Origin of the sequence: Facklamia sp. HMSC062C11, assembly GCF_001810675.1 — a bacterium.
Lineage (GTDB): Bacteria > Bacillota > Bacilli > Lactobacillales > Aerococcaceae > Facklamia > Facklamia hominis.
Genome location: NZ_KV802382.1, coordinates 1 through 20,022 on the forward strand (window position 1 = coordinate 1; position 20,022 = coordinate 20,022).

The following is a 20,022-nucleotide window of genomic DNA, read 5'->3' on the forward strand; positions in this document are numbered from 1 at the left end:
TTTTGGTGGACTTATGTCACAGCCTCTTTTTAGATTTAATCCCTTTATGATACAATCTATGGTATGATAGAATTATAAAATAGATCAAGGAGTTACCGCTAATGAATCCACATTCTAATCGTTTTAAATTTTCAGCTTTAGCAGTTGCGGGATCAGCTGCTTTGGCTCTTTCTGCACAAACCGCTCATGCTCAAGAAGTTAAAATACATAGCGTGGTACATGGAGAATATTTACAATTAATTGCTGATCGTTACGGTGTGACCGTGGATAATATAAAGCAATGGAATAATCTGTCTTCCAATTATCTTTTTACAGGGAATCAATTAATCGTTAGCCAACCGCAAGCGTCAACGACTGAACAGGCATCGGTTCAACCTAGCAATCAATCGACCAGTACAGTTACTCAGTCCCAACCTCAACCGACTGGGACTGGAATGACAGCGGTCCCTCAATCGAGTGGGTATTATACGGTAAAGGCAGGAGATAGTTTATGGGCCATTGCTAACAAGTACGGAACAAGCATTCAGCAACTTAAACAATGGAATAATCTTTCTTCAAATTTTATCTATCCAGGTAAGCAACTGGCTGTTCAAGTAAGTACTCCAACAAAGAATAATCAAGTGGCTACTGATACTAAAGTGAATAAGCCATCTGTACAGCCAACGCAGCCAACTTCTGCCGCAAAAAGCTATGTTGTTCGTCCTGGTGATAGTCTATGGGCAATCGCTACTCGTCACGGTGTAACCATCCAGCAGCTAAAGCAGTGGAATAACCTACGCTCGAATTATATTTATGCGGGTAATCAATTGCGTGTTAGTCCAGTTATATCAACACCTACCCCCAATAATCAGGCTAACCCAACACCTTCAAAACCGGTGGTAACTAAACCATCACCATCGGTTACTGCGAATGTTTATACAGTGAAGCCTGGTGATAGTCTATGGGCGATTGCAACCAAGTATGGTACCACTATTCAAAATATTAAAACATGGAATAATTTAAAATCAAATTATATCTATGCAGGTAACCAGCTTTATGTGAAGCAGCCTAACACTAATGCTAGTCCAACCCCTGACAAGAAACCGACTGTTTCACAAAACTCAGGTAATCACCAAGCAAAAAATCAAGCAACAAATCAAGCAACAACTCAAGGGCCAGCTACTTATACCGTTAAAGCGGGAGATAGCTTGTGGGCGATCGCTACCAAGCATGGTATTACCATTCCAGAATTGAAGCGCCTTAATAATCTAAGGTCCAATTATATCTATCCAGGAAATCAATTGGTCGTTAAGTCTGGAAAAACAACGCCTAATGTGGGTCAACCTAGTCAACCTGCTAGCCAAACTCCACAAAAACCGGCGGCTCAAATAAGTCGATCAGTCTTTATTGATGCAGGTCACGGAGGTGCAGAAACCGGTACGGATAATTTTGGCGTCAAGGAAAAAGATTTAAACTTAAAGATTGCACGCCAAGTCTCAGATCGGTTAAGAGCCCAAGGCTATTCGGTTTTTGAGACACGTAAAAATGACCGCTTTGTCAGTCTAGAAGCACGGAATGCTTTGGCAAACGACCTAAAGACGGATATTTTTGTATCGATTCACCATAATGCGATGCCAGCTAATTTGGCAGGTTCTGCAAAAGGAATCGTCACTTTGTATCATGATCGCTCAGTTGATTGGCCAGGCTTTATGACGCCAGAAAATCAAACAAACGAAAAATTAAATGAGAATAAACGATTGGCCCAAAGTTTACAAAATGCCTTAATCAATGAAACCGGTGCTAAAAATATGGGAGCAAGGCCTCAAAATCTTCATGTCACTCGTACAACTGACATGCCTTCTGCGTTAGTCGAGCTTGGATTTATGGATAATTATTCCGAATTTAAACAAGTTACGAATTCGGTTTATCAAGCTAAATTGGTAGACGGATTAGTAAAAGGGATTAATCACTTCTTTGGACGCTAGAATATATGTAAGAGCTGCTATTAAGAGGCGGCTCTTTTTTGTAATTGACTTATGACGTTTCAGTGACAATATGTAGAATAAGTTTTTTTTGACGTTAGAAAATGTTATAATGAGGCTGAGAGACACTTATAAAGAGAAAGAGGGGATTATAATGACAATATTAAGAAAACAATGGATAAAATCAGCAGCAGTTTTATCGGCTGTTGCCGCCTTGACGATTGACCCCTTATTAAAGGTCCAAGGTCAAACTTATTATACTGTACAACCGAACGATACAATTTATGGAATTGCTCAGCGTTATGGGTTAAGCCCAGATACACTTATGCGGATGAATAATTTATCTTCATCTTTGATTGATGTCGGAGACTTATTGATGATTGAAGGTGCTGGTTCTACTCAGCCTTCTAGCTCAACGCCTTCATCCAGTCCGTCACAATCTGGTGCGACCTATGTGGTTCAGCCGGGGGATACCTTGTATAATATTGCTCGAGCATATGGTCTGTCTTTAGACCAGTTAAAAGCTATGAATGGCCTCTCGTCAAATTATATTTTTGCTGGAGATCAGCTAGCGGTTGCCAGTGGTGGAACCACTTCCGTTGGACAATCTTCGACTGGACAAGTTGGTCAAGGCTCATCAACTAGTCAAGGAAATTACACGATTTCTCCAGGAGATACCCTGTCGGGTATCGCACAGTACTATGGTGTGAGCGTAGAACAATTAAAAGCTTGGAATGGTTTAGTATCGGATCTTATCTATCCAGGATATCGTTTGTCAATTTACGGTAATTCGACTAGCCAAGGTCAAAGTGTGACTCCTTCTTATTCTTCCAATTCAGCTTCTCCTTCATATGGTCAAGCAAGTGGGAATGCCTATACGATTAAAGCAGGGGATAATCTCTATGATCTTGGATTAGCTTATGGTTTATCCATGGAAACACTGATGGCTTATAATGGATTATCTTCAACCATGATCTACCCTGGACAGGTAATCTATATACCTTCTGGAAGTACGAGTCAATCAGGAAATAACCAATCTTCAAGTACACAAGTGCCAAGTGCCTCTAGTGGAGACTCTTCCTCATCACAAGATGCATCTTCAAGTCGAGGGCAAACACCGAATGCAGCAGGATCACATAAAGATCAGGAGAAAGAAGTAACCATTCGTCGCCCAAAAACGAAAGAAAGCGATGAATTAACGGATCCAAATACATTGGCTCTCGATCCCGCTCAGATTAACTTAAGCAAACACGTTGTTGTAGAAGGTGATGACCTTAAGAAGATTGCCGACCAGTACCAAATTTCTGAAAAAGAATTACGTCAATGGAATAATTTGTTAAATGACGAACTTCAAACGGGTCAAGAATTATATGTTTCTGATCCTTCTCAAGTGGTTACCTCTTTTGGTCAAGAACGTCCTTTAAAATCGGTTTATCCTCTAAAATATACGCTGAAAGTTACTGATAAATTGTCGGATGTGGAAACATTATTCGGCGTATCTGAATCTCAAATCAGACAGTGGTCTCAACTTGAGGATAATAGTGAAGTGAAGGTGGGAGACGAGTTGACAGTGACTCAACCGGATCAAAAACCAGAAATTCACCAGGTTAAAAAAGAAGATAGCTTAGCCTCTATTTCGCAAGAATATGGCGTGAGTGTAGAAGCTTTGAGATTTTGGAATGGACTACTCGACAATGTCGTGTATGTTGATGAAGAGATTGCTGTAAGTAATCCGTGGGTTGATTATCATGAAGTTCAACCGGGAGAGACGCTAGAATCGATTGCAGCTTCCTATAATGTTTCGGTTGAAGATCTTCGTAAGTGGAATAAGCTTCCAGAAACAGCAGCTGTTGTATCTGGTATCTTAAAGGTTTCGGATCCTAAATATTTCGATGAAAGTCAGGAGAATCCGTTGAATCAAACAGAAACAACGGAGGTGTCTGAAGAAACAGCTTCAGATAGCACTGAAGAATCATCGACGAGTGAAGCATCCAACTAAAGTAAAAATTTATTAAAAATGTTCTTTAGCCATTAGACATCGTCTAAAAGCTAAAGGACATTTTGCTATTTTATGGTTGCTTTAATTCCAAGGCTGCATGACGACCTGCGACAGCTCCTGTGACAAAAGCAGTAGTCATATTGAAACCGCCGGTATAGCCATTAATATCTAGTAATTCGCCACAGAAGTATAATCCGTTGACTAATTTTGAGGCCATCGTTTGTGGTACGACTTCTTTCAAGTTGACGCCTCCTCCAGTTACAAAAGCCTTGTCAAGGTTTTGGCTTTGGTAGGCGGTCAAAGGGAACTCTTTTATTAGGGTCCATAGGTCCTGCGCTAGTTGAGGACTGAGATTCTTATACGCCAGATGACCATCTAGATTCAAATTTTTGAGAATTAAACGGGCTAATTTTTCAGGCATCCAATGTTTTAAAAGTGTGACGAGTTCTTTCTGACGGTGGGTTTGACCGAATTGATCCAAAGTGCTAATTGTCCAGTCCGGTGTTAAATCTAGTCTCAGTTGAGCAACTGTCTGAGGGTGTTTCATAAGCCAAAGATTAACATGACCTGAACAGCGCAAAACCGCTGGGCCAGAATAACCAAAGTGAGTGAAGACCATCCCCATTCGATGTTGCGTGATGATCTTATTTCTTTCATTTATCAAAGATAGATTAATATCCGTTAGGGAAATTCCTTGTAGTTCCTTTGATTGGATAAAGGGATCATTGGACAGAAGAGGAACTTCTGTGGGATAAAGAGGAGTGATTGAGTGGCCTAATTTTTGAGCAAAGCCATAACCATCTCCTTGTGAACCGGTACGAGAATAGGATTTCCCCCCAGTTGCTAAAATTAATGACTGAGTGGTAAGTTCTAACCCATTTTGAGTTCTAATAGATTGGATGTGTTGACTTTGAGGGCTTTTTTGAATTGATTTTAGACTTTGATTTAAGAATAAGTCAATTTTTAACGCCTTAATTTTATTTAATAGAGTATCTCGAATGCTACGGGCAGAGTTACTAACTGGAAAGATTCGACCATGGTCTTCCTCTTTAAGTTCAATACCGGCTTTTGTGAAGAAATCGATAATATCGGAGGCGTCAAATTGGTCAAGGGAGGAATATAGGAACTTTCCATTACCAGGAATGTGGTTAATGAGTTCTTGATGATCAGCTGAATTGGTGACGTTACAGCGTCCTCCTCCGGTTAATAGTAGCTTGCGACCTACTTGATTATTTCTTTCAAGAATGGCAACGCGGGCACCGCATAATCGAGCTTGAATGGCTGCCATCATGCCTGAAGGACCCGCACCGATGACGATGACATCATAATTAGTCACTTTACTCACTCCTTTTTTAATCATAGAATTATTATAGCATAGGAGGAATGAGTCGGGGTAAAGGCCTTAACTAGTCTGAATTTTATTAAATTTAAATTGACATTTATATGAAATGGCGGTATGATAAGTAACGGTATTGTTTACCCCACTAATGAGCCCCGGAAACTCATAGTAATTGTAAACAAGAAGAAAGTAATGGAGGAAAATAACGTGCGTCAAACATATATGGCTAAGAAAAACGAAGTTGAACGCAACTGGGTCTTAATTGATGCGACAGATGTTCCCTTAGGACGTCTTTCTACAGTCGTTGCTTCAATCTTACGTGGTAAAAATAAACCAACTTACACTCCACATGTTGATACAGGAGATTTTGTGATTGTTATTAATGCAGAAAAAGTTGCCTTAACAGGTAAAAAAGCGACTGATAAAAAATATTATAACTACTCTGGTCACCCAGGTGGTATGCGTGTTACAACCGCTGGTCAAATGCGTGACAACAAGCCTGAGCGTTTAATTGAACGTTCTGTCAAAGGTATGTTGCCAGATAACCGTTTAGGTCGTAAACAATTCACTAAATTATTTGTTTATGAAGGTGCAGACCACAAACATGCAGCACAACAACCAAAAGAATTAGACATTACATCATTAATTTAAGGAGGGATTAAATGGCTACAGTACAATACTTAGGAACAGGTCGTCGTAAAAACTCATCAGCACGTGTTCGTTTAGTGCCAGGAACTGGTGAATTTACTGTTAATGGTAAATCATTAGAAGAATATATCCCCTTTGCGCACTTACAAGAAGTTATTAAACAACCATTCAATGTAACCGAAACATTAGGTTCTTATGATGTGATTGTTAATGTTCAAGGCGGTGGATTCTCTGGTCAATCAGGAGCTATCCGTCATGGAATTGCTCGAGCATTATTAAATGTAGATCCTGATTTCCGTTCTGCCTTAAAAACGGCAGGATTGTTAACGCGTGACCCACGGATGGTTGAGCGTAAGAAACCGGGTCTTAAGAAAGCTCGTAAGGCTTCTCAATTCTCAAAACGTTAATATTATTGTTATATCAGGGTTTTCAGCACCTTTTCCACTTCGGTGGAAAGGGTGTTTTTTTAGTTTAATACGTTTTAAATACGTTCCATCATTATCACTCATAAAATTGCAGATTGATTGACTAATTTGGGGATATCCAAAAGATATTTATCAGAAAAAGGCTGCTGAGTTATTGTCATCTCCCATCGCTAAAAATATTATAGGATATGATACAGAGAGTCGGAGAATTGGGTATGATAAATAGAAGCCTATTTTGCTTAGGAGAACTTGAAAGCAAAAAGAATAACGACAGCTTTTAAATTAAAAGAAGGAAGGGAGTATTATGATGGACAAGTCAGAAAAGACCTGGATTATTGATGGTGAAGTATGGTTACATTGCCCAGTTTGTGGTGCGGAAGTAAGAGATTACGATATTTGTGATAAGTGTCATTGGCAAAACACAGGTGAAATCAACATTGACGGAGGTCCTAATAAAATGACCTTAGCTGAAGCAAAAGAAGCATATGCAAAAGGGTTAAAGATTAAGTAATTAAATTGCTCATAAGAGGTATATAATGACAAAAGGATAGTCTAATATTGTTGTTTTTAAGTTGCTGATCTAGTTTTATGCTTGCTTACAATTCAAACAATAAGAGTATATTGGATCGCTAAAAAGTGGGATTTAAGTGTAGCTGTACCTGCTATGTCTTCTACAATAAAGGCATCAAATAGGTTGATGGTATGCTGTAGGTGATTTGTATCTCCTGCATCGGAGAAAATGATTGATTTCTGCAGGAATTAATTTTTATTTTTATGAAGAGTTCTTGGGTTTAAATAGTGAGTTATAACTGAAAAAGTGATCCTGTTAGACCGTTTAATTGTCCACACCTACCTATCCTTTTAGGAAGGTTTATTTTTTGCAGAAAAAAAGCCCTTCTCTTTTTGAGAAGGGTAATCCCTATTATAGCTGGATTCTGCAATCAGCTTTTCAGAGGTTTAAAATTTCAAAATAATTGCAGAATGTTTATTGAACCTTTTGTCTTTTTAAAATATTTAAAAGACTAAAATATTGATGTTAAGCTAAATCACATTTCTTTTCATTCTATATATGCCGGATATAGGAATCGAACCTACGACCTTCACATTACGAATGTGCTGCTCTACCGACTGAGCTAATCCGGCTATCTTTTAACAACACCCATTATTATACGCCTAATGGCCATTTTTGCAAGTGTTCAGTTTGTATTTAATATCGTCTTATTTACTACAAGAAAGATGTTAAAAAGTGAAAAACATGAATTTTGGTGTCATTACAAGCATACTAGTTTGCTTTGAGGTTTTTTTGTTTTCCCCCTCCCCACCCCCACTGGAATCTGAGAGGGTAGATAAAAAAGGATTGAGGTTCACCTTGTCTAGCTCTGGAAGCCCGCAGGGCTGGAAGGCTAAAGTCAAGGGAAACTCAATCTATTGCAAGGTGTATGTGATGGAAGTGGGGGTGAGGGGGGGATACTACTCATTGATTACAAATTTAAAGTACTTATAGTGATTTCTAACCTTAGAGTACATAATTGGTTCGGCCTTGTTTGATAAAATAACTCGTTCTATTAGGGTTATAGGCTCGTTTTTTTCTAGAATCAATAATCGTTGGTCTTCCCCAGAAGAACACTCTGAAGAAATCGAGATACAAGCATTTAGATAGTTTTCGCCAGTTTCATGTTCTAAAAATTTTATTATTGAATTTTCTAAGTCAGATATTTTTAAATTATTTGTAATTTTCAGAGGAATGAAGCATTCTTCAATAATAATAGGTATTTCGTCTTGGAATCTTAACCGCTTATATCTGTAATATCGTTCAGTCTTATCCATCAATAGTTTCCTATATATGTCTGGATTATCATTACATATTTCAAACTCTAAAACCTCATTTTTTACTTTATGATGTCCTTTCGTTGCTTTAGTAAGACTAATAAGGCTGTTTTGTTGCATAGAATAGAACTCTTTATTAGTTAAAAGAAAACGATTGATGTAATATCCCGACCTATCTTTCTTAACTAGTAAACCAGTAGATATTAATTTATTTAAAGCAACTCTTACAGTTGTTCTACTACAATTAAAACGACTAGCTAAATCTCTTTCGTTGAAGGACGTTTGATTCAAGGTATTTGATAAAATATCTTCTTTTATTGAACTAAATATTTTGTCGCTTGATTTCATCTATTTAACTCCTAGATTTATTAGTGCACTTGCTAATTCATATGTAAATTTGGCAGCTGGAATTAACAATTCATCAGGCATATTATGCGTAAAATGGTGGACTTCTAAACTAAACATGTGATCATATTCAATTTCACGTAGAGATTTAATAATGTTTTCCCATTTTAAATTTCCTAAAAAAGGTAAAACGTGCATAAGATCTGTATCAAACCTACTATGACAATCTGAAACATGTGTTGCAATTAAATGATCATGGATAAGATATAATAATTGACTTTGATCTTCTATGTTTGCCTTTACGCCGTGTTCAAAATCCCAACATATTCCTACATTTGGCGCATTTAGCTCTTCCATCAATTCCAATAATTCTTCTACAGTAGATCCAAACCGTCTTCTTCCAAATGTATAAGAGTCTACCATATTTTCAAATGCGAGAGAGATATTATTTTTGTAACAGTAATCTATAATTTCTAAATAAAAATCTTTATTAATTTTTAGCGATTTGCTCCTTGAGTATGGTCCAACTTTATTAGTAATTGGATGGGTTACCATAACAGTAGCTCCGACTCTTTTTCCTATTTCTAGTGAACGCTTAACTAATTTCATTTCTTGCTGATAATATTGACTATTGAAATCAGCTTCTGAAAAGTCATAAACGTAGGAATGACTTTGATAAAACTTTAAGTTTAATTGTTCACATGTTTGTATAATTTCATCGGTCCATGCTTTCCATGTATTATCATCTAGAAATGGAGACCCTGGTCTGGACCAGTCATAAAAATTTAAATCTACATATTCAAATCCAGCTTGAGAAATAATTTTTAAATTGTCCTTAATATCTTTAGAAGAGCCATATGGCCTATAGTGAATTAAGTTAGTTGAAGTTGAAAGTTTCATAATATTCCTCCTTAAATGCTAATTTAACCCAAAAAGATTGTAAAGTCGAGCAAAAATATTTTTACCTAACTTTTACATACTAGATTAATCCTAACTTTAAATTTACAGGATATTTACAAACGGATGGTATGATAATTTTAGATTTTGGTATATACCAACAGGAGGGCTTATGAAGATTGTAATTTCTGACGTAGATGAAACAGTTGTTGATCATTCATCTAATAATATAGAAGATATTTTGATTCTTGCGAATGTTGTGAAGAGGAATAATATACCTTTTACGTTTGCTACAGGTAGGCCATATAAGCATATGAGAAATTTATTAAAGTTATTTGATCCTTTCCTGCCAGTAGTCTTGAATAATGGGGCAACCATCTTTTTAAAAGACGAAGTAGTTTTTAATAGATATGTTAGTGTTGATCATATGATCGATCTTATTAGTAAACTTCATAATTTAGGTTTCCTCATTTTATTTTCTGATGATTTCGATGAGTATCAAGATGTGACTAAAATTCCTCCTACTGGGAAATTTCCACAGTCAACCTATAGAAGACCAAAAAGATTGGTGGATCACTTGCAAGAAGGAAAGCATGTTAATCGAATTCTATTTAGAGATACGGAACAAAAATACTCTGATTTGATTGCTGAACTTGAGACTTCCAATCTAAATGATCATTTTACAATAACTACTTATGGGCAATATCAAATTGAATTTTCTCCAAAATTCATTGATAAGGCATCGGGATTGCAATATGTTCAGACATATTATGATATAGATTCTACCTCTATTGCTATTGGAAATGCTCCAAACGACATCCAAATGTTACAGTATGCGGATATTGGTATAGCAGTTTCAAATGCCTCTCGTAGGGTTTTAGAAGTGGCAGATATAATTACTGAAGGAGCTTATGCAAAGGGTGTTATTGAAGGGATTAGTAAGTATTATTTAGAAGCATAGGTGATTATATGAGAAACAAAAAAATTATTCCATATTTACTTTTAGCTATAGTACTTATTTATATTACGATATTTATTATTCGACCTCTAGTAGATACGATCTATAAAGTTTTTTATAAAATTGATTCGCTAGGTCAGATCATCGAATTTGTAGGGATGATGAATTTAAAAGAGATAATCAATGATCCGGAATTTCACCAAGCAATTAAGAATTCACTTTTATATGTCATAATAACAGTTCCTTTATCAAAAATATTAGGATTATTATTAGCAATTTTATCCCGGAAGAAGAGTTTCTTATCTCCTGTATATGAAGCTTTATATGCAATGCCTATAGCTATTGCTACTCCGACAATCTGTATGATTTTTTCTTTAATGTATTCACCTAATATTGGGTTAATTAATAACCTTATCGGTGAAAAAATTCAATGGTTAAGAGATCCAAATTTGGCATTGATTTCAGTTTCTTTAGTAGGAATATGGATTTCTACCGGACACGCATTCGTCTTCTTTTTGCCAGCCATCAGGTCTATTCCACAATCAATATTAGACAGTTCAGTCATAGATGTAATGAATTTTATTCAAAAAGTAAAGTATGTTTATTATCCTTTTGTATCGCCTGTGTTTTTCTATTTGCTGGTAATGGATATTCCAGGTGGCATGATGATGATGAGCATTTCAAACATTCTAACGGCAGGTGGCCCTGATAATTCGACAATGACAATTATGTTATACATATATCGAAAAATTTCTGCAGTTGGAAATTATACTCTTGCTAATGCAGCAACTTTAGTAGCAATAGTCATGATGTTGGTTGTAATGATAATAATTTTTAGGCTAGAAAAGAGGATTGTATATTACAATGAATAAAAAATATTTAGCTATTCTTAAGCAAATGTTTGCAGTGGTTATTGGTCTGATAATTATTTCTCCTATTATTTATGGTTTTTCAATTTCATTAATGCCAAAAAAGGAACTTATCACTCAAGCGGGTAGGCTATTCCCTAAAAATATTACATTTGAAAATTATAAAACTGCTTTTGAACAGATACCTATTTTTCGTTATCTGTTTAATTCAATAATAGTTGCCCTCATAAGTTCTATTTCAAGAATTATTATTGCTATCATGTCTGCTTACTCGTTTGCATTTCTGGAGTTTAAAGGTAAAAAGTACATTTTTGGATTAATCATCATTTGTACCTTAATCCCATCTGATATTATGCTTATGCCTAATTATGCTTTTATTTCTAGATTAGGATTAGTAAATACATATCTTGGAATTTGTTCGGTTTCACTTGTATTACTTTCAGCAGTTCTTTTAATGCGTCAAAATTTTCTGAGTTTTCCAAATGCCATTAGAGAGTCTGCCGAAATGGATGGTTGCTCAAATTTTCAATTTGTTTTTAAAATTTTGATTCCGATTTGTCGGCCGATTATAACAACTGTATTTATCACTTCATTTATATCTATGTGGAATGATTATCTTTGGCCTTTAATTATAACTACTACGGAAGATATGAGAACAATTCAAATTGGTATTACTTTAATGAAAAATCGTGAATCTATTAATTATGGGCCTGTAATGGCTGGAACAATGATAGCACTATTACCAACTATTATATTCTTTTTAATTTTTCGTCGTCAAATAATCGAAGGCATGGTAGATGGAGGTATAAAAGAATGATTATTGGAGGTGAGGCCTAAAGGATTTAATGTTGATGTTGCTGAAGATTAGAAGGAGATAAAAAAATGAAGAAAAAATTATTATCCATTGTGTTATCTATATTAGCTTTGATTAGTGTTCCTATTACAACAATCAAAGTATACGCAAGTGAAACTGTTAAAGAAATAACCTTTTGGCATACAATGAGTGGAGATTACACACAATTATTAGAAAAGCAAGTTAATCAGTTTAACGAAACAATTGGTAAAGAAAATGGTATTAAGGTTATTCCTGTTCAACAGGAGTGGCCAAATACTGAAAAACTAATGACAGCTATGTCAGCTAACGATCTTGAAAATATGCCTGATGTGATTCAATTATCGGCTGAAGGTGTACCAGTTATAAGAGATTATGCGAATGCAGTATATGCAGAAGATCTATTCGAAAAAGATCATTCTATTTTAAACAAAGAAGATATTTTAGATAGCGCTAGGGCTGCATATTCAATTAATGATCGATTATTCGGAGTTCCATACGCGATTTCAGCACTTCTAATGTATGTAAATAAGGATGCACTTTCTGAAGTTGGAATTGATCAGTCACCTAAGACTCTAGAAGACTTAGCAATTGCAACTGAAGCTTTGAGTAAGTCAGAATCAGTCGAAAATGCACTGAATATTCAGATTGATTTATATAAGTTAGAAAACTTGGTTACAACTCAAGGTCAAGGTGGTATTCCATTTGGAAGTAATAATAATGGCCATGACGGACCTTTTGATAAGTTCCTAGCAGGGGAAAACGGCGATCTTTTGAAATTTTTAGAAAAATGGGAGCAAGTAGCAAGAAGTAAATCTATTAAACCAATCGCAGAAGCAGAAAACGAAGAATTTGCATTGGGAGTTAATGCTATTACAATCATGTCTAGTTCAAGAATTCAGATTGTAAACGAACTAGTTGATGATAGCTTTGAATGGGAAGTTACAGCTATTCCAACGGTATCTTCAGAAGACATCGGAGGAGCAAATGCTAGTGGGTCAGGATTATATATTTTAGATCGTGAAAAGGATAACATCGATGCTGCTTGGCTGTTTGTGCAATATATGGCTTCTGCTGAAAATCAAGTTAGTTGGTTAGATGGTACAGGCTATGTTCCAATTAATAAACAAGTAACGGAATTGGATGACTATAAACAATATATTGAGAACAATCCAAAATTGGAAGTTCCATTTAATATCCTTTTAAATACTCCTGAAGTTGTTATTCCATCATACATTCCGAACTTTGCTGATGTTGGAACAGTTATTAAAGAAACTATGGAAAAATTATCACTAGGTGAGCTAACTGCAGGCGAAGCAAATGACAAGATCTCTTCAGAGGTTCAAACTATTCTAGACGAATTTTATGAAAATCAGTAAGTGATGGAGGAGACGATAACGTCTCCTTACCAAAGATAAAACATAGTTTTATATTTGGTAAGGAGGGGTGGTAGTGTTTAATTTGAGCTTACAAAATGTTAGTAAAATATATCCTGATGGGAAAACTGCATTGAAAGACGTGAGATTTGAGTTTAATAAGAAAGAATTTATTACAATTGTTGGGCCTTCAGGTTGTGGGAAGACTACATTATTAAGGATGATAGCAGGTCTTGAATCTGTATCATCTGGTAAAATCATTTTAAACTCGAGAGATATATCTAGAGGGAAAAATAAAAATATTGCAATGGTTTTTCAAAGTTATGGCTTATATCCACAACTCACAGCTAAGGAAAACATTGAACTATATTTAAAAATAAAGAAAATAAACTCCAACAATAAAAGAAATAGTGTAGAGGCAATTGTTGAACATTTAGGACTAAAAGAAGTGCTTGATCACCGTCCAAGTCAATTATCGGGTGGACAAAGACAAAGAGTTGCAATTGCTAAGGCTTTAGTCAGAAATCCGGAACTTTTTCTCATGGATGAGCCACTTTCTAATCTTGATGCTAAGTTAAGAATAGAAATGAGGGAACTGATCTCTGAAATCTATCGTAGTAATAATGCATGCTTTTTATATGTAACCCATGATCAATCAGAAGCTATGTCACTATCAACTCAAGTAATTGTTATGAATAATGGAAGGATTCAGCAGATAGATTCTCCTAAAAACATCTACTCAAATCCTTCAAATACATTTGTAGCTACTTTTATTGGAGACACGCCAATGAATTTAATTGAAGCAACTATTTATGGTAATGAACTTATGATAAACGAAGAGATTATACAAACCCCTGAAAAGTATGAAAGCCAACTTTCTAACTATAAAAGGGTTATTTTGGGGGTTAGATCAGAAGATATTTATCTAAATAGTGAAGGATCTTTAACTGGTACCCTTTTACATCAAGAGATTTATGGTGATTATTCATTGATAACTCTTCAATTTGGAGATGTGAATTTTACAGTTAGAAACTATATTTTAAGTAAGGAAGTGTTGGATATGAAGGATGGAGACAAGATAAATTTTACAATTGATCTTGAAAAACTTGTCTTTTTCAATATCCAAACAAATGAGCGGATTTATTAATATGAAAGGTTCAATTATGAAAGCGATCAGAATAGAAGGAGTATCTAAGAAATATGATGGTGCAAAAAAATATACTTTGCAACATATAGATTTTTCAGTTAATCAAGGTGAGTTCATCGTCTTACTTGGCCCTTCAGGATGTGGCAAGTCAACTTTGTTAAGAATCATTGCTGGATTAGAGTCATTGTCGAGCGGAACATTAATAATAAATGATAAGGTTTCAAACCTCATACCACCGTCTGAACGAGGTATATCTATGGTATTTCAAGAATACGCATTATATCCGCATCTAACAGTTTATGAAAATATCGCCTTTGGTTTAAGACTTGAAAAAGTAAATAAAGATTTAATAAACGAAAAAGTTAAACATATTGCACGAATAGTTGAACTAACGGATTACCTGGATAAAATGCCGAAAAATCTATCAGGTGGTCAAAGGCAAAGGGTAGCTATTGCTAGAGCTTTGGTTAGGGATGTAAAGATCTGTCTGTTGGACGAACCATTTTCAAATTTAGATGCTAAATTAAGGGTGAGCATGAGAACTGATTTAAAGCGAATTCATAACAAATTTAACTTAACAAGTGTATTTGTTACACATGATCAGATTGAGGCAATGAATATAGCGGACAGAATCATTATTTTAAATGAAGGTAAGATTCAACAAGTAGGTAAACCTCTAGATATATATAACAATCCTCAGAACCTGTTTGTAGCTAATTTTTTTGGATCACCAACAATAAATTCTTTTGATATAAATTTAAATAATGAAGAAATCAGTGCAAAATTTGTTGGTATGAATTCACATTTAAAGGACAAACTATATCATATCAAAGGGGAGAACCCAAGAATTAAAGAGGTTGTTTTATGTGTTAGACCAGAAAATATTGAATTATCATTAGGTTCTGATGGTTATCATGGAAAAGTCAAAAGAATTGAGTTTCTTGGAGCGGATGTGATATATCATGTTTTGATTGAAAAACAAGAAATTAGAGTTAAATCATCAAATAATGAGATGATAAAAGAAGGTGATACTGTGAGTATTCAAATAAAATCTGATAGTTTCTACTGTTTTGATGCAAAAACTCAAAACAGAATTTTATAGACTTTTAAATTGGGATGATTTCCTAGCCCTTCCCTGACCCTTTTATAATAAAGATTGAAATGAGATTGAGTTTCTTAAGCAGTACGCCTTCTAGCTTTTCAGGATTCCAGAGTGCTGCTTACGAACCTCAATCTTTTTTGTTTGCTTAAGTTTTAGGGTCAGGGAAGGGTGAGGTGACCCCGAAAAGTTGGACTTTTTGCGTAGTAGTTTAATCGCTACTACGCTATTTTTTTGACATTTTTTCAGACTAAGGCGATATTCAATTGGACTCATCCACCCCAATTTCTCCTTGATACGGTCTTGGTTATAATATCTAATAAACTTTTCTATCGCCTTCTTTAAGGATGAATAGCTGTAATAGACGTTACCGTAGTAAATTTCTTGTTTCAAAAGGCCAGAGAAATTCTCCATGACCGCATTGTCCAAACAATTTCTTTTTCGTGACATGCTTTGGAATATTCGTTTTTCTTTTAGCCTTGATGAGTATGCCTTCATCTGGTAAGCCCACCCTTGGTCTGAATGAAAGGTACGTCGATAAGGGCAATCAGAGGTGATCTTAATGGCTTCTTCTAACCCCTCCATGATATTTTTAGCCGAAGGCTTAAGATCGATTCGAAAACTTAGAATTTCTCCATTAAATAGATCCATAAAAGGGTCCAAATAAAACTTGTGGGCAACCAAACGGTTCTTAGAGTCCACTTCATAATACTTAAATTCAGTCGTATCCGTAGTAATTTTTTGGTGAGGAATCGAGCTATCAGAACGATGGTGAATCCGATTGGGTGCTGTTTTGCCGATTTTTCCTTTGTAAGAGCTATATTTACGACTCTTACGTGTATAAGAGTTCACCTGAAGATCTAACTTCTGCATAAGACGTTGAACCTTATTCTTACTCACATTGAACATTTGTTTATTCAATACCGCTTTCATTCTGCGGTAGCCATAATCTTTATGTTCATTTCAAATTTGAAGCATCGTTTCTTCAATCTTTTGATCCGGGTTAGGGCGATCAAAACGTTTCTGCCAATACATATAAGTGGACTTAGGCATATGGGTATAGGAGAGAAGATCCTTTAACTTGAAAGCTCCTCGGAGACTACTTATGATTTGCACCGTTCTCTCATTTTGGCTTCGTCCTCTAGACGTAGTCTCCTCGCTTCTTTTAAAAAGGCATTTTCAATTCTTAAGTGTAGTAATTTTTCTTCGAGTTGCTTTATATGGTTAGTTTGGCTGTCATCAGCGGTCGTATTCATTGATAAGTCCTTATTTGAATTCGAAGGCTGCGATTCATTAGAAGGCTCAAATTTTTCCTACGTCCTCTCTTTAGAGACCTTAAACCATCGATACCTACCGCATGATAACGGCAGACCCAGTTAGCGATGATAGCAGGATTGGTAATACCTTCTTTGACCGCTAACTTTTGATAAGAAATCTCACTTGTTAAGTAATATTCTACAAATGCCATCTTTTTTTCGAAAGAATAAACCTTGTTCCTTCTCGACCGCTTCAATCCTTCGTCCCCCATCGCTTTATAATTAGCGACCCATGTTTTTATTAGAGAGGTTGAAGTAAGCTGATACTTTTTACGTAAATACTCATAACCACCTTTACCCGATAAGTAATCATTCACATTTTTTCTTTTTAATTCATAGCTATATTTTGCCATACAAAAACCGACCTCCATTGGTTAGATTTTAGGTCTAACTTTTTGGGGTCGGTATAATTTGTGATGAAGGTTTATTATTTCTTAATACTATCTGAAACAACCGATCGATTGAAGTTAGTTATCGCCTGCTCTACTTTTGGGATAGCCTCTGTACTCTAATTTTTTCCGAGTATAATTCTAATGAGTGTTCTTAGGTTAGCTATTAGAGGTGAATACTACCTCTACCCGCTTGAAATGTGACACCCTGTCATATATACTGGACATAAAGCGACACGGTGTCATTTTAAGGGGGAAGCTTATGCCAAGTCAAACTTTTTTAAATTTAAGTCCAGAAAAGCAAGACCGTTTAGTGAAGGCGGGGATTATGGAGTTTTCTCAACGACCGAAGAGTCAAGCTTCTGTATCTAATATTATTCGAAGTGCAGAGATCCCAAGAGGGTCTTTTTATCAATATTTTGAAGATTTGGATGATTTTTTTTCTTATTTATTTCAGCAAGTTCTTCTTGAACTGGATCAATTTACATCAGATGTAACCTTGGACTTAGATTTAAAATTAGCACTTATAAATCATGGTTCTCAATATATTGAGTTCATGTTGACCTCTCACTATAGTCAATTTTTAAGGCAAGTGTTACTGCATGCTGATTTTCAATTAGTAAAACGTATCTATCAAGCGAGTCGATGGGTTCATCAGTCAAAAAATTTGGATCAAGAAAAATTGCTGACTTATTTCGAGAAATATCTTGTCATTGAGCAGAAAGATATTGGGAATTTTATTGAATTTTATCATTTTGTGTTAACACACTGTATTACTAAAGCCTTGGTGAACCATTGGACATTGGATGATTGTCAAGAATTATTTGAACAGCGGTTACAATGGTTGTTGGAAGGGACTTTAAGAAGGGAGATATTGAATGATTAGAATCTGGGGAATGTTGGATAAAAAGAAATTAGCCATCATTTTTTCAATAATGGTTTTTGAGGCAGTTAGCTTATTATTTTTGCCGACAATAGCTGCTAAGATATTAAATGTGGCGGCAAGAACAGGTAGTCAGTCGGGGATTTGGCAATATGGTTCTTGGATGCTAGTGGCATCATTGATGACGATTGTGTTGGCTTTTATATCGGTTAGAATGTGCGCCAAGGAGTCACAAGGGTTAGGGAATCATTTGCGTAAACAAATTTTTTCACAAGTAATGGCTTTTTCGCAAGATGATTTATCGCGTTTCGAGACATCAACATTAATTACTCGAACAACCAATGATGTGATGCAGATTCAAATAATTACCATGATGACTTTGCGAATGATTGTTATGACACCAATAATTGTAGCAGTATCAGCCTATTTCGCCTATCAAACTCAAAGTGAATTAGCCTGGATTTATTGGATTACATTACCTTTGATCTGTGTCTTGGTCTTTGTGATTATGCGTATTGTGACACCTATTTATCGTCGAGTGCAATCAATTATGGATCGGTTAAACAAGGTTTTTCGTGAAGGTTTGACAGGGGTTCGGGTTATTCGGGCATTTAATACGTCGACTTACGAAGAAGCGCGATTCGATGAGGTGAATCGGGATTATCGGGATACTAATGTGAAAGGTTTTTCAATTATGTCATTATTACTCCCTTCATTATTGTTAGTGGTGGGCGTATCGAATGTCTTGATATTCACCCAAGGGGTTAAGCTGATTGAGGTTGGAATCATGGAGGTGGGAAATATTATTGCTTACATCCAGTATTCCAATCAAATTTTGATGTCCATTTTAATGGTAGGCATGCTATTTATTTTTATTCCCCGAGCACAAGTTTCGGCTGATCGTATATTGGAAGTATTAGATACTAAAGCCTCGATTCAAAGCGTGAAGGATCCTCGACCCATTCCTCAAGATGGTCCTTGGCAATTAAGTTTTCAAGGGGTTGATTTTGGTTTTCCACAAGCCCAAAGACCAGCGGTTTCTAAGCTTAATTTTACAGTGAATCAAGGTGAGACTTTAGCAATTATTGGAGGTACTGGTTCGGGTAAAACCACCATCGCAAACCTTATACCCAGATTGTATGAAGCTTCTGCGGGTGCGGTTCGTTTGAATGGGGTTGACGTTCGCCTATTGGACCAGGAAGCGTTAAGAACTTGTATTGGCTATGCTACCCAAAAAGCGATGCTCTTTGCGGGGACTATTCGCTCGAATTTGTTATATGGTAAAAGCAATGCGACAGATGAACAATTATGGCGGGCCCTTGATATTGCTCAAGCAGACTTTGTAAGAGATTTGCCAGAGGGCTTAGATGCCCGTGTTGAACAAGCAGGGAATAATTTTTCGGGAGGACAAAAGCAACGCTTATCCATTGCTCGAGCGATTGTTAGCCAACCAGCGATATACTTGTTTGATGATTCTTTTTCAGCATTAGACTTTAAGACTGATGCCAAGCTTCGCCAAGCTCTCCAGGAAAATATTCAGGATGCTATCATAATTATTATTGCACAACGTGTAAGTACCGTGATGGATGCCGATCAAATTCTGGTCTTAGATAATGGTCAAATTGTAGGGCGTGGGAGTCATCAAAGTTTGTTAGATAATAATCCGGTATATCAAGAGATTGTTCGATCTCAAATAAAAGAGGAGGGATAGT

The 20,022-nt window shown here is 35.9% G+C and carries 16 protein-coding genes, 1 tRNA gene and 1 pseudogene; 13 read left to right on the forward strand and 5 right to left on the reverse strand.

Features of this window, described 5'->3' with window-relative positions; all coding sequences use genetic code 11:
• The first annotated feature begins 101 nt into the window (after positions 1-101).
• Together HMPREF2758_RS01615 and HMPREF2758_RS01620 are read left to right on the forward strand one after the other, a co-directional pair.
• The gene (locus tag HMPREF2758_RS01615; RefSeq protein ID WP_070608745.1) at positions 102-1,964 is read left to right on the forward strand and encodes a LysM peptidoglycan-binding domain-containing protein; all 1,863 of its coding nucleotides are present in this window, start codon (positions 102-104) and stop codon (positions 1,962-1,964) included.
• 151 nt (positions 1,965-2,115) lie between these two features.
• Positions 2,116-3,960 (forward strand): muramidase family protein, encoded by a 1,845-nt coding sequence (locus HMPREF2758_RS01620; protein WP_070608747.1) that lies wholly within the window; start codon positions 2,116-2,118, stop codon positions 3,958-3,960.
• A 70-nt stretch (positions 3,961-4,030) separates the two neighbouring features.
• Here HMPREF2758_RS01620 and HMPREF2758_RS01625 read toward each other — a convergent pair whose 3' ends face one another.
• A complete protein-coding gene (locus HMPREF2758_RS01625) occupies positions 4,031-5,320 on the reverse strand; it encodes a BaiN/RdsA family NAD(P)/FAD-dependent oxidoreductase (RefSeq protein ID WP_070608749.1) in 1,290 nt (429 codons plus the stop codon).
• Between the two features lie 186 nt (positions 5,321-5,506).
• On the opposite strand from HMPREF2758_RS01625, the gene rplM reads away from it, so the two are divergent.
• The 3 genes from rplM to HMPREF2758_RS01640 all read left to right on the forward strand — a co-directional run bounded on the left by rplM (position 5,507) and on the right by HMPREF2758_RS01640 (position 6,883).
• Positions 5,507-5,950, forward strand: a complete 444-nt coding sequence (gene rplM, locus HMPREF2758_RS01630; RefSeq protein WP_006908330.1) for a 50S ribosomal protein L13 — start codon at positions 5,507-5,509, stop codon at positions 5,948-5,950.
• An 11-nt stretch (positions 5,951-5,961) separates the two neighbouring features.
• The gene (gene rpsI, locus HMPREF2758_RS01635; RefSeq protein WP_006908329.1) at positions 5,962-6,354 is read left to right on the forward strand and encodes a 30S ribosomal protein S9; all 393 of its coding nucleotides are present in this window, start codon (positions 5,962-5,964) and stop codon (positions 6,352-6,354) included.
• Positions 6,355-6,679: 325 nt separating this feature from the next.
• A complete protein-coding gene (locus HMPREF2758_RS01640; RefSeq protein WP_148128872.1) occupies positions 6,680-6,883 on the forward strand; it encodes a CPCC family cysteine-rich protein in 204 nt (67 codons plus the stop codon).
• A 559-nt stretch (positions 6,884-7,442) separates the two neighbouring features.
• Here the strand turns inward: HMPREF2758_RS01640 and HMPREF2758_RS01645 are convergent.
• The 3 genes from HMPREF2758_RS01645 to HMPREF2758_RS01655 all read right to left on the reverse strand — a co-directional run bounded on the left by HMPREF2758_RS01645 (position 7,443) and on the right by HMPREF2758_RS01655 (position 9,444).
• Positions 7,443-7,515 (reverse strand) — tRNA-Thr (locus HMPREF2758_RS01645).
• Positions 7,516-7,842: 327 nt separating this feature from the next.
• Positions 7,843-8,547: a GntR family transcriptional regulator gene (locus HMPREF2758_RS01650; RefSeq protein ID WP_070608753.1), complete on the reverse strand. Its 705-nt coding sequence runs from the start codon at positions 8,545-8,547 to the stop codon at positions 7,843-7,845.
• Entirely contained in the window at positions 8,548-9,444 is an 897-nt protein-coding gene (locus tag HMPREF2758_RS01655) for a sugar phosphate isomerase/epimerase family protein (RefSeq protein WP_070608754.1), read from the reverse strand. It lies immediately after the preceding gene.
• Positions 9,445-9,613: 169 nt separating this feature from the next.
• Between HMPREF2758_RS01655 and HMPREF2758_RS01660 the strand changes: the two genes are divergently transcribed.
• The 6 genes from HMPREF2758_RS01660 (at position 9,614) to HMPREF2758_RS01685 (ending at position 15,725) form a co-directional block, all read left to right on the forward strand.
• A complete protein-coding gene (locus HMPREF2758_RS01660) occupies positions 9,614-10,402 on the forward strand; it encodes an HAD-IIB family hydrolase (RefSeq protein WP_070608756.1) in 789 nt (262 codons plus the stop codon).
• Positions 10,403-10,410: 8 nt separating this feature from the next.
• Positions 10,411-11,271 carry a carbohydrate ABC transporter permease gene (locus tag HMPREF2758_RS01665; RefSeq protein WP_070608759.1) on the forward strand — a complete coding sequence of 287 codons (861 nt, stop codon included), beginning with the start codon at positions 10,411-10,413 and terminating at the stop codon, positions 11,269-11,271.
• Positions 11,264-12,085 (forward strand): carbohydrate ABC transporter permease, encoded by an 822-nt coding sequence (locus tag HMPREF2758_RS01670; RefSeq protein WP_070608760.1) that lies wholly within the window; start codon positions 11,264-11,266, stop codon positions 12,083-12,085. The genes HMPREF2758_RS01665 and HMPREF2758_RS01670 overlap by 8 nt, the downstream gene beginning before the upstream one ends.
• 65 nt (positions 12,086-12,150) lie before the next feature.
• Complete coding sequence (locus HMPREF2758_RS01675) at positions 12,151-13,479, forward strand: extracellular solute-binding protein (protein WP_070608762.1); 1,329 nt, start codon at positions 12,151-12,153, stop codon at positions 13,477-13,479.
• 73 nt (positions 13,480-13,552) lie between these two features.
• The gene (locus HMPREF2758_RS01680; protein ID WP_070608765.1) at positions 13,553-14,623 is read left to right on the forward strand and encodes an ABC transporter ATP-binding protein; all 1,071 of its coding nucleotides are present in this window, start codon (positions 13,553-13,555) and stop codon (positions 14,621-14,623) included.
• A gap of 1 nt (position 14,624) precedes the next feature.
• Positions 14,625-15,725: an ABC transporter ATP-binding protein gene (locus HMPREF2758_RS01685; RefSeq protein ID WP_168163127.1), complete on the forward strand. Its 1,101-nt coding sequence runs from the start codon at positions 14,625-14,627 to the stop codon at positions 15,723-15,725.
• A gap of 252 nt (positions 15,726-15,977) precedes the next feature.
• On the opposite strand, the pseudogene HMPREF2758_RS08785 reads toward HMPREF2758_RS01685, so the two are convergent.
• Positions 15,978-17,391: pseudogene (locus tag HMPREF2758_RS08785) on the reverse strand (IS3 family transposase); the annotation flags it as partial.
• A 298-nt stretch (positions 17,392-17,689) separates the two neighbouring features.
• On the opposite strand from HMPREF2758_RS08785, the gene HMPREF2758_RS01700 reads away from it, so the two are divergent.
• On the forward strand, positions 17,690-18,313 hold the full coding sequence (locus HMPREF2758_RS01700) for a TetR/AcrR family transcriptional regulator (RefSeq protein ID WP_070608768.1): 624 nt from the start codon (positions 17,690-17,692) through the stop codon (positions 18,311-18,313).
• On the forward strand, positions 18,306-20,021 hold the full coding sequence (locus tag HMPREF2758_RS01705; protein WP_070608770.1) for an ABC transporter ATP-binding protein: 1,716 nt from the start codon (positions 18,306-18,308) through the stop codon (positions 20,019-20,021). Before HMPREF2758_RS01700 ends, HMPREF2758_RS01705 begins: the two co-directional genes overlap by 8 nt.
• Position 20,022 lies beyond the last annotated feature (1 nt).

What these genes read in the sequence shown, in the direction of transcription:
- HMPREF2758_RS01615 (WP_070608745.1), top strand. Translation starts at nt 102, where the DNA reads ATGAATCCACATTCTAATCGTTTTAAATTTTCAGCTTTAGCAGTTGCG.
- HMPREF2758_RS01665 (WP_070608759.1), top strand. Translation starts at nt 10,411, where the DNA reads ATGAGAAACAAAAAAATTATTCCATATTTACTTTTAGCTATAGTACTT.
- HMPREF2758_RS01675 (WP_070608762.1), top strand. Translation starts at nt 12,151, where the DNA reads ATGAAGAAAAAATTATTATCCATTGTGTTATCTATATTAGCTTTGATT.
- HMPREF2758_RS01700 (WP_070608768.1), top strand. Translation starts at nt 17,690, where the DNA reads ATGCCAAGTCAAACTTTTTTAAATTTAAGTCCAGAAAAGCAAGACCGT.
- HMPREF2758_RS01650 (WP_070608753.1), bottom strand. Translation starts at nt 8,547, where the DNA reads ATGAAATCAAGCGACAAAATATTTAGTTCAATAAAAGAAGATATTTTA.
- rpsI (WP_006908329.1), top strand. Translation starts at nt 5,962, where the DNA reads ATGGCTACAGTACAATACTTAGGAACAGGTCGTCGTAAAAACTCATCA.
- HMPREF2758_RS01625 (WP_070608749.1), bottom strand. Translation starts at nt 5,320, where the DNA reads ATGATTAAAAAAGGAGTGAGTAAAGTGACTAATTATGATGTCATCGTC.
- HMPREF2758_RS01655 (WP_070608754.1), bottom strand. Translation starts at nt 9,444, where the DNA reads ATGAAACTTTCAACTTCAACTAACTTAATTCACTATAGGCCATATGGC.
- HMPREF2758_RS01685 (WP_168163127.1), top strand. Translation starts at nt 14,625, where the DNA reads ATGAAAGGTTCAATTATGAAAGCGATCAGAATAGAAGGAGTATCTAAG.
- HMPREF2758_RS01620 (WP_070608747.1), top strand. Translation starts at nt 2,116, where the DNA reads ATGACAATATTAAGAAAACAATGGATAAAATCAGCAGCAGTTTTATCG.
- HMPREF2758_RS01705 (WP_070608770.1), top strand. Translation starts at nt 18,306, where the DNA reads ATGATTAGAATCTGGGGAATGTTGGATAAAAAGAAATTAGCCATCATT.
- HMPREF2758_RS01640 (WP_148128872.1), top strand. Translation starts at nt 6,680, where the DNA reads ATGGACAAGTCAGAAAAGACCTGGATTATTGATGGTGAAGTATGGTTA.
- HMPREF2758_RS01670 (WP_070608760.1), top strand. Translation starts at nt 11,264, where the DNA reads ATGAATAAAAAATATTTAGCTATTCTTAAGCAAATGTTTGCAGTGGTT.
- HMPREF2758_RS01660 (WP_070608756.1), top strand. Translation starts at nt 9,614, where the DNA reads ATGAAGATTGTAATTTCTGACGTAGATGAAACAGTTGTTGATCATTCA.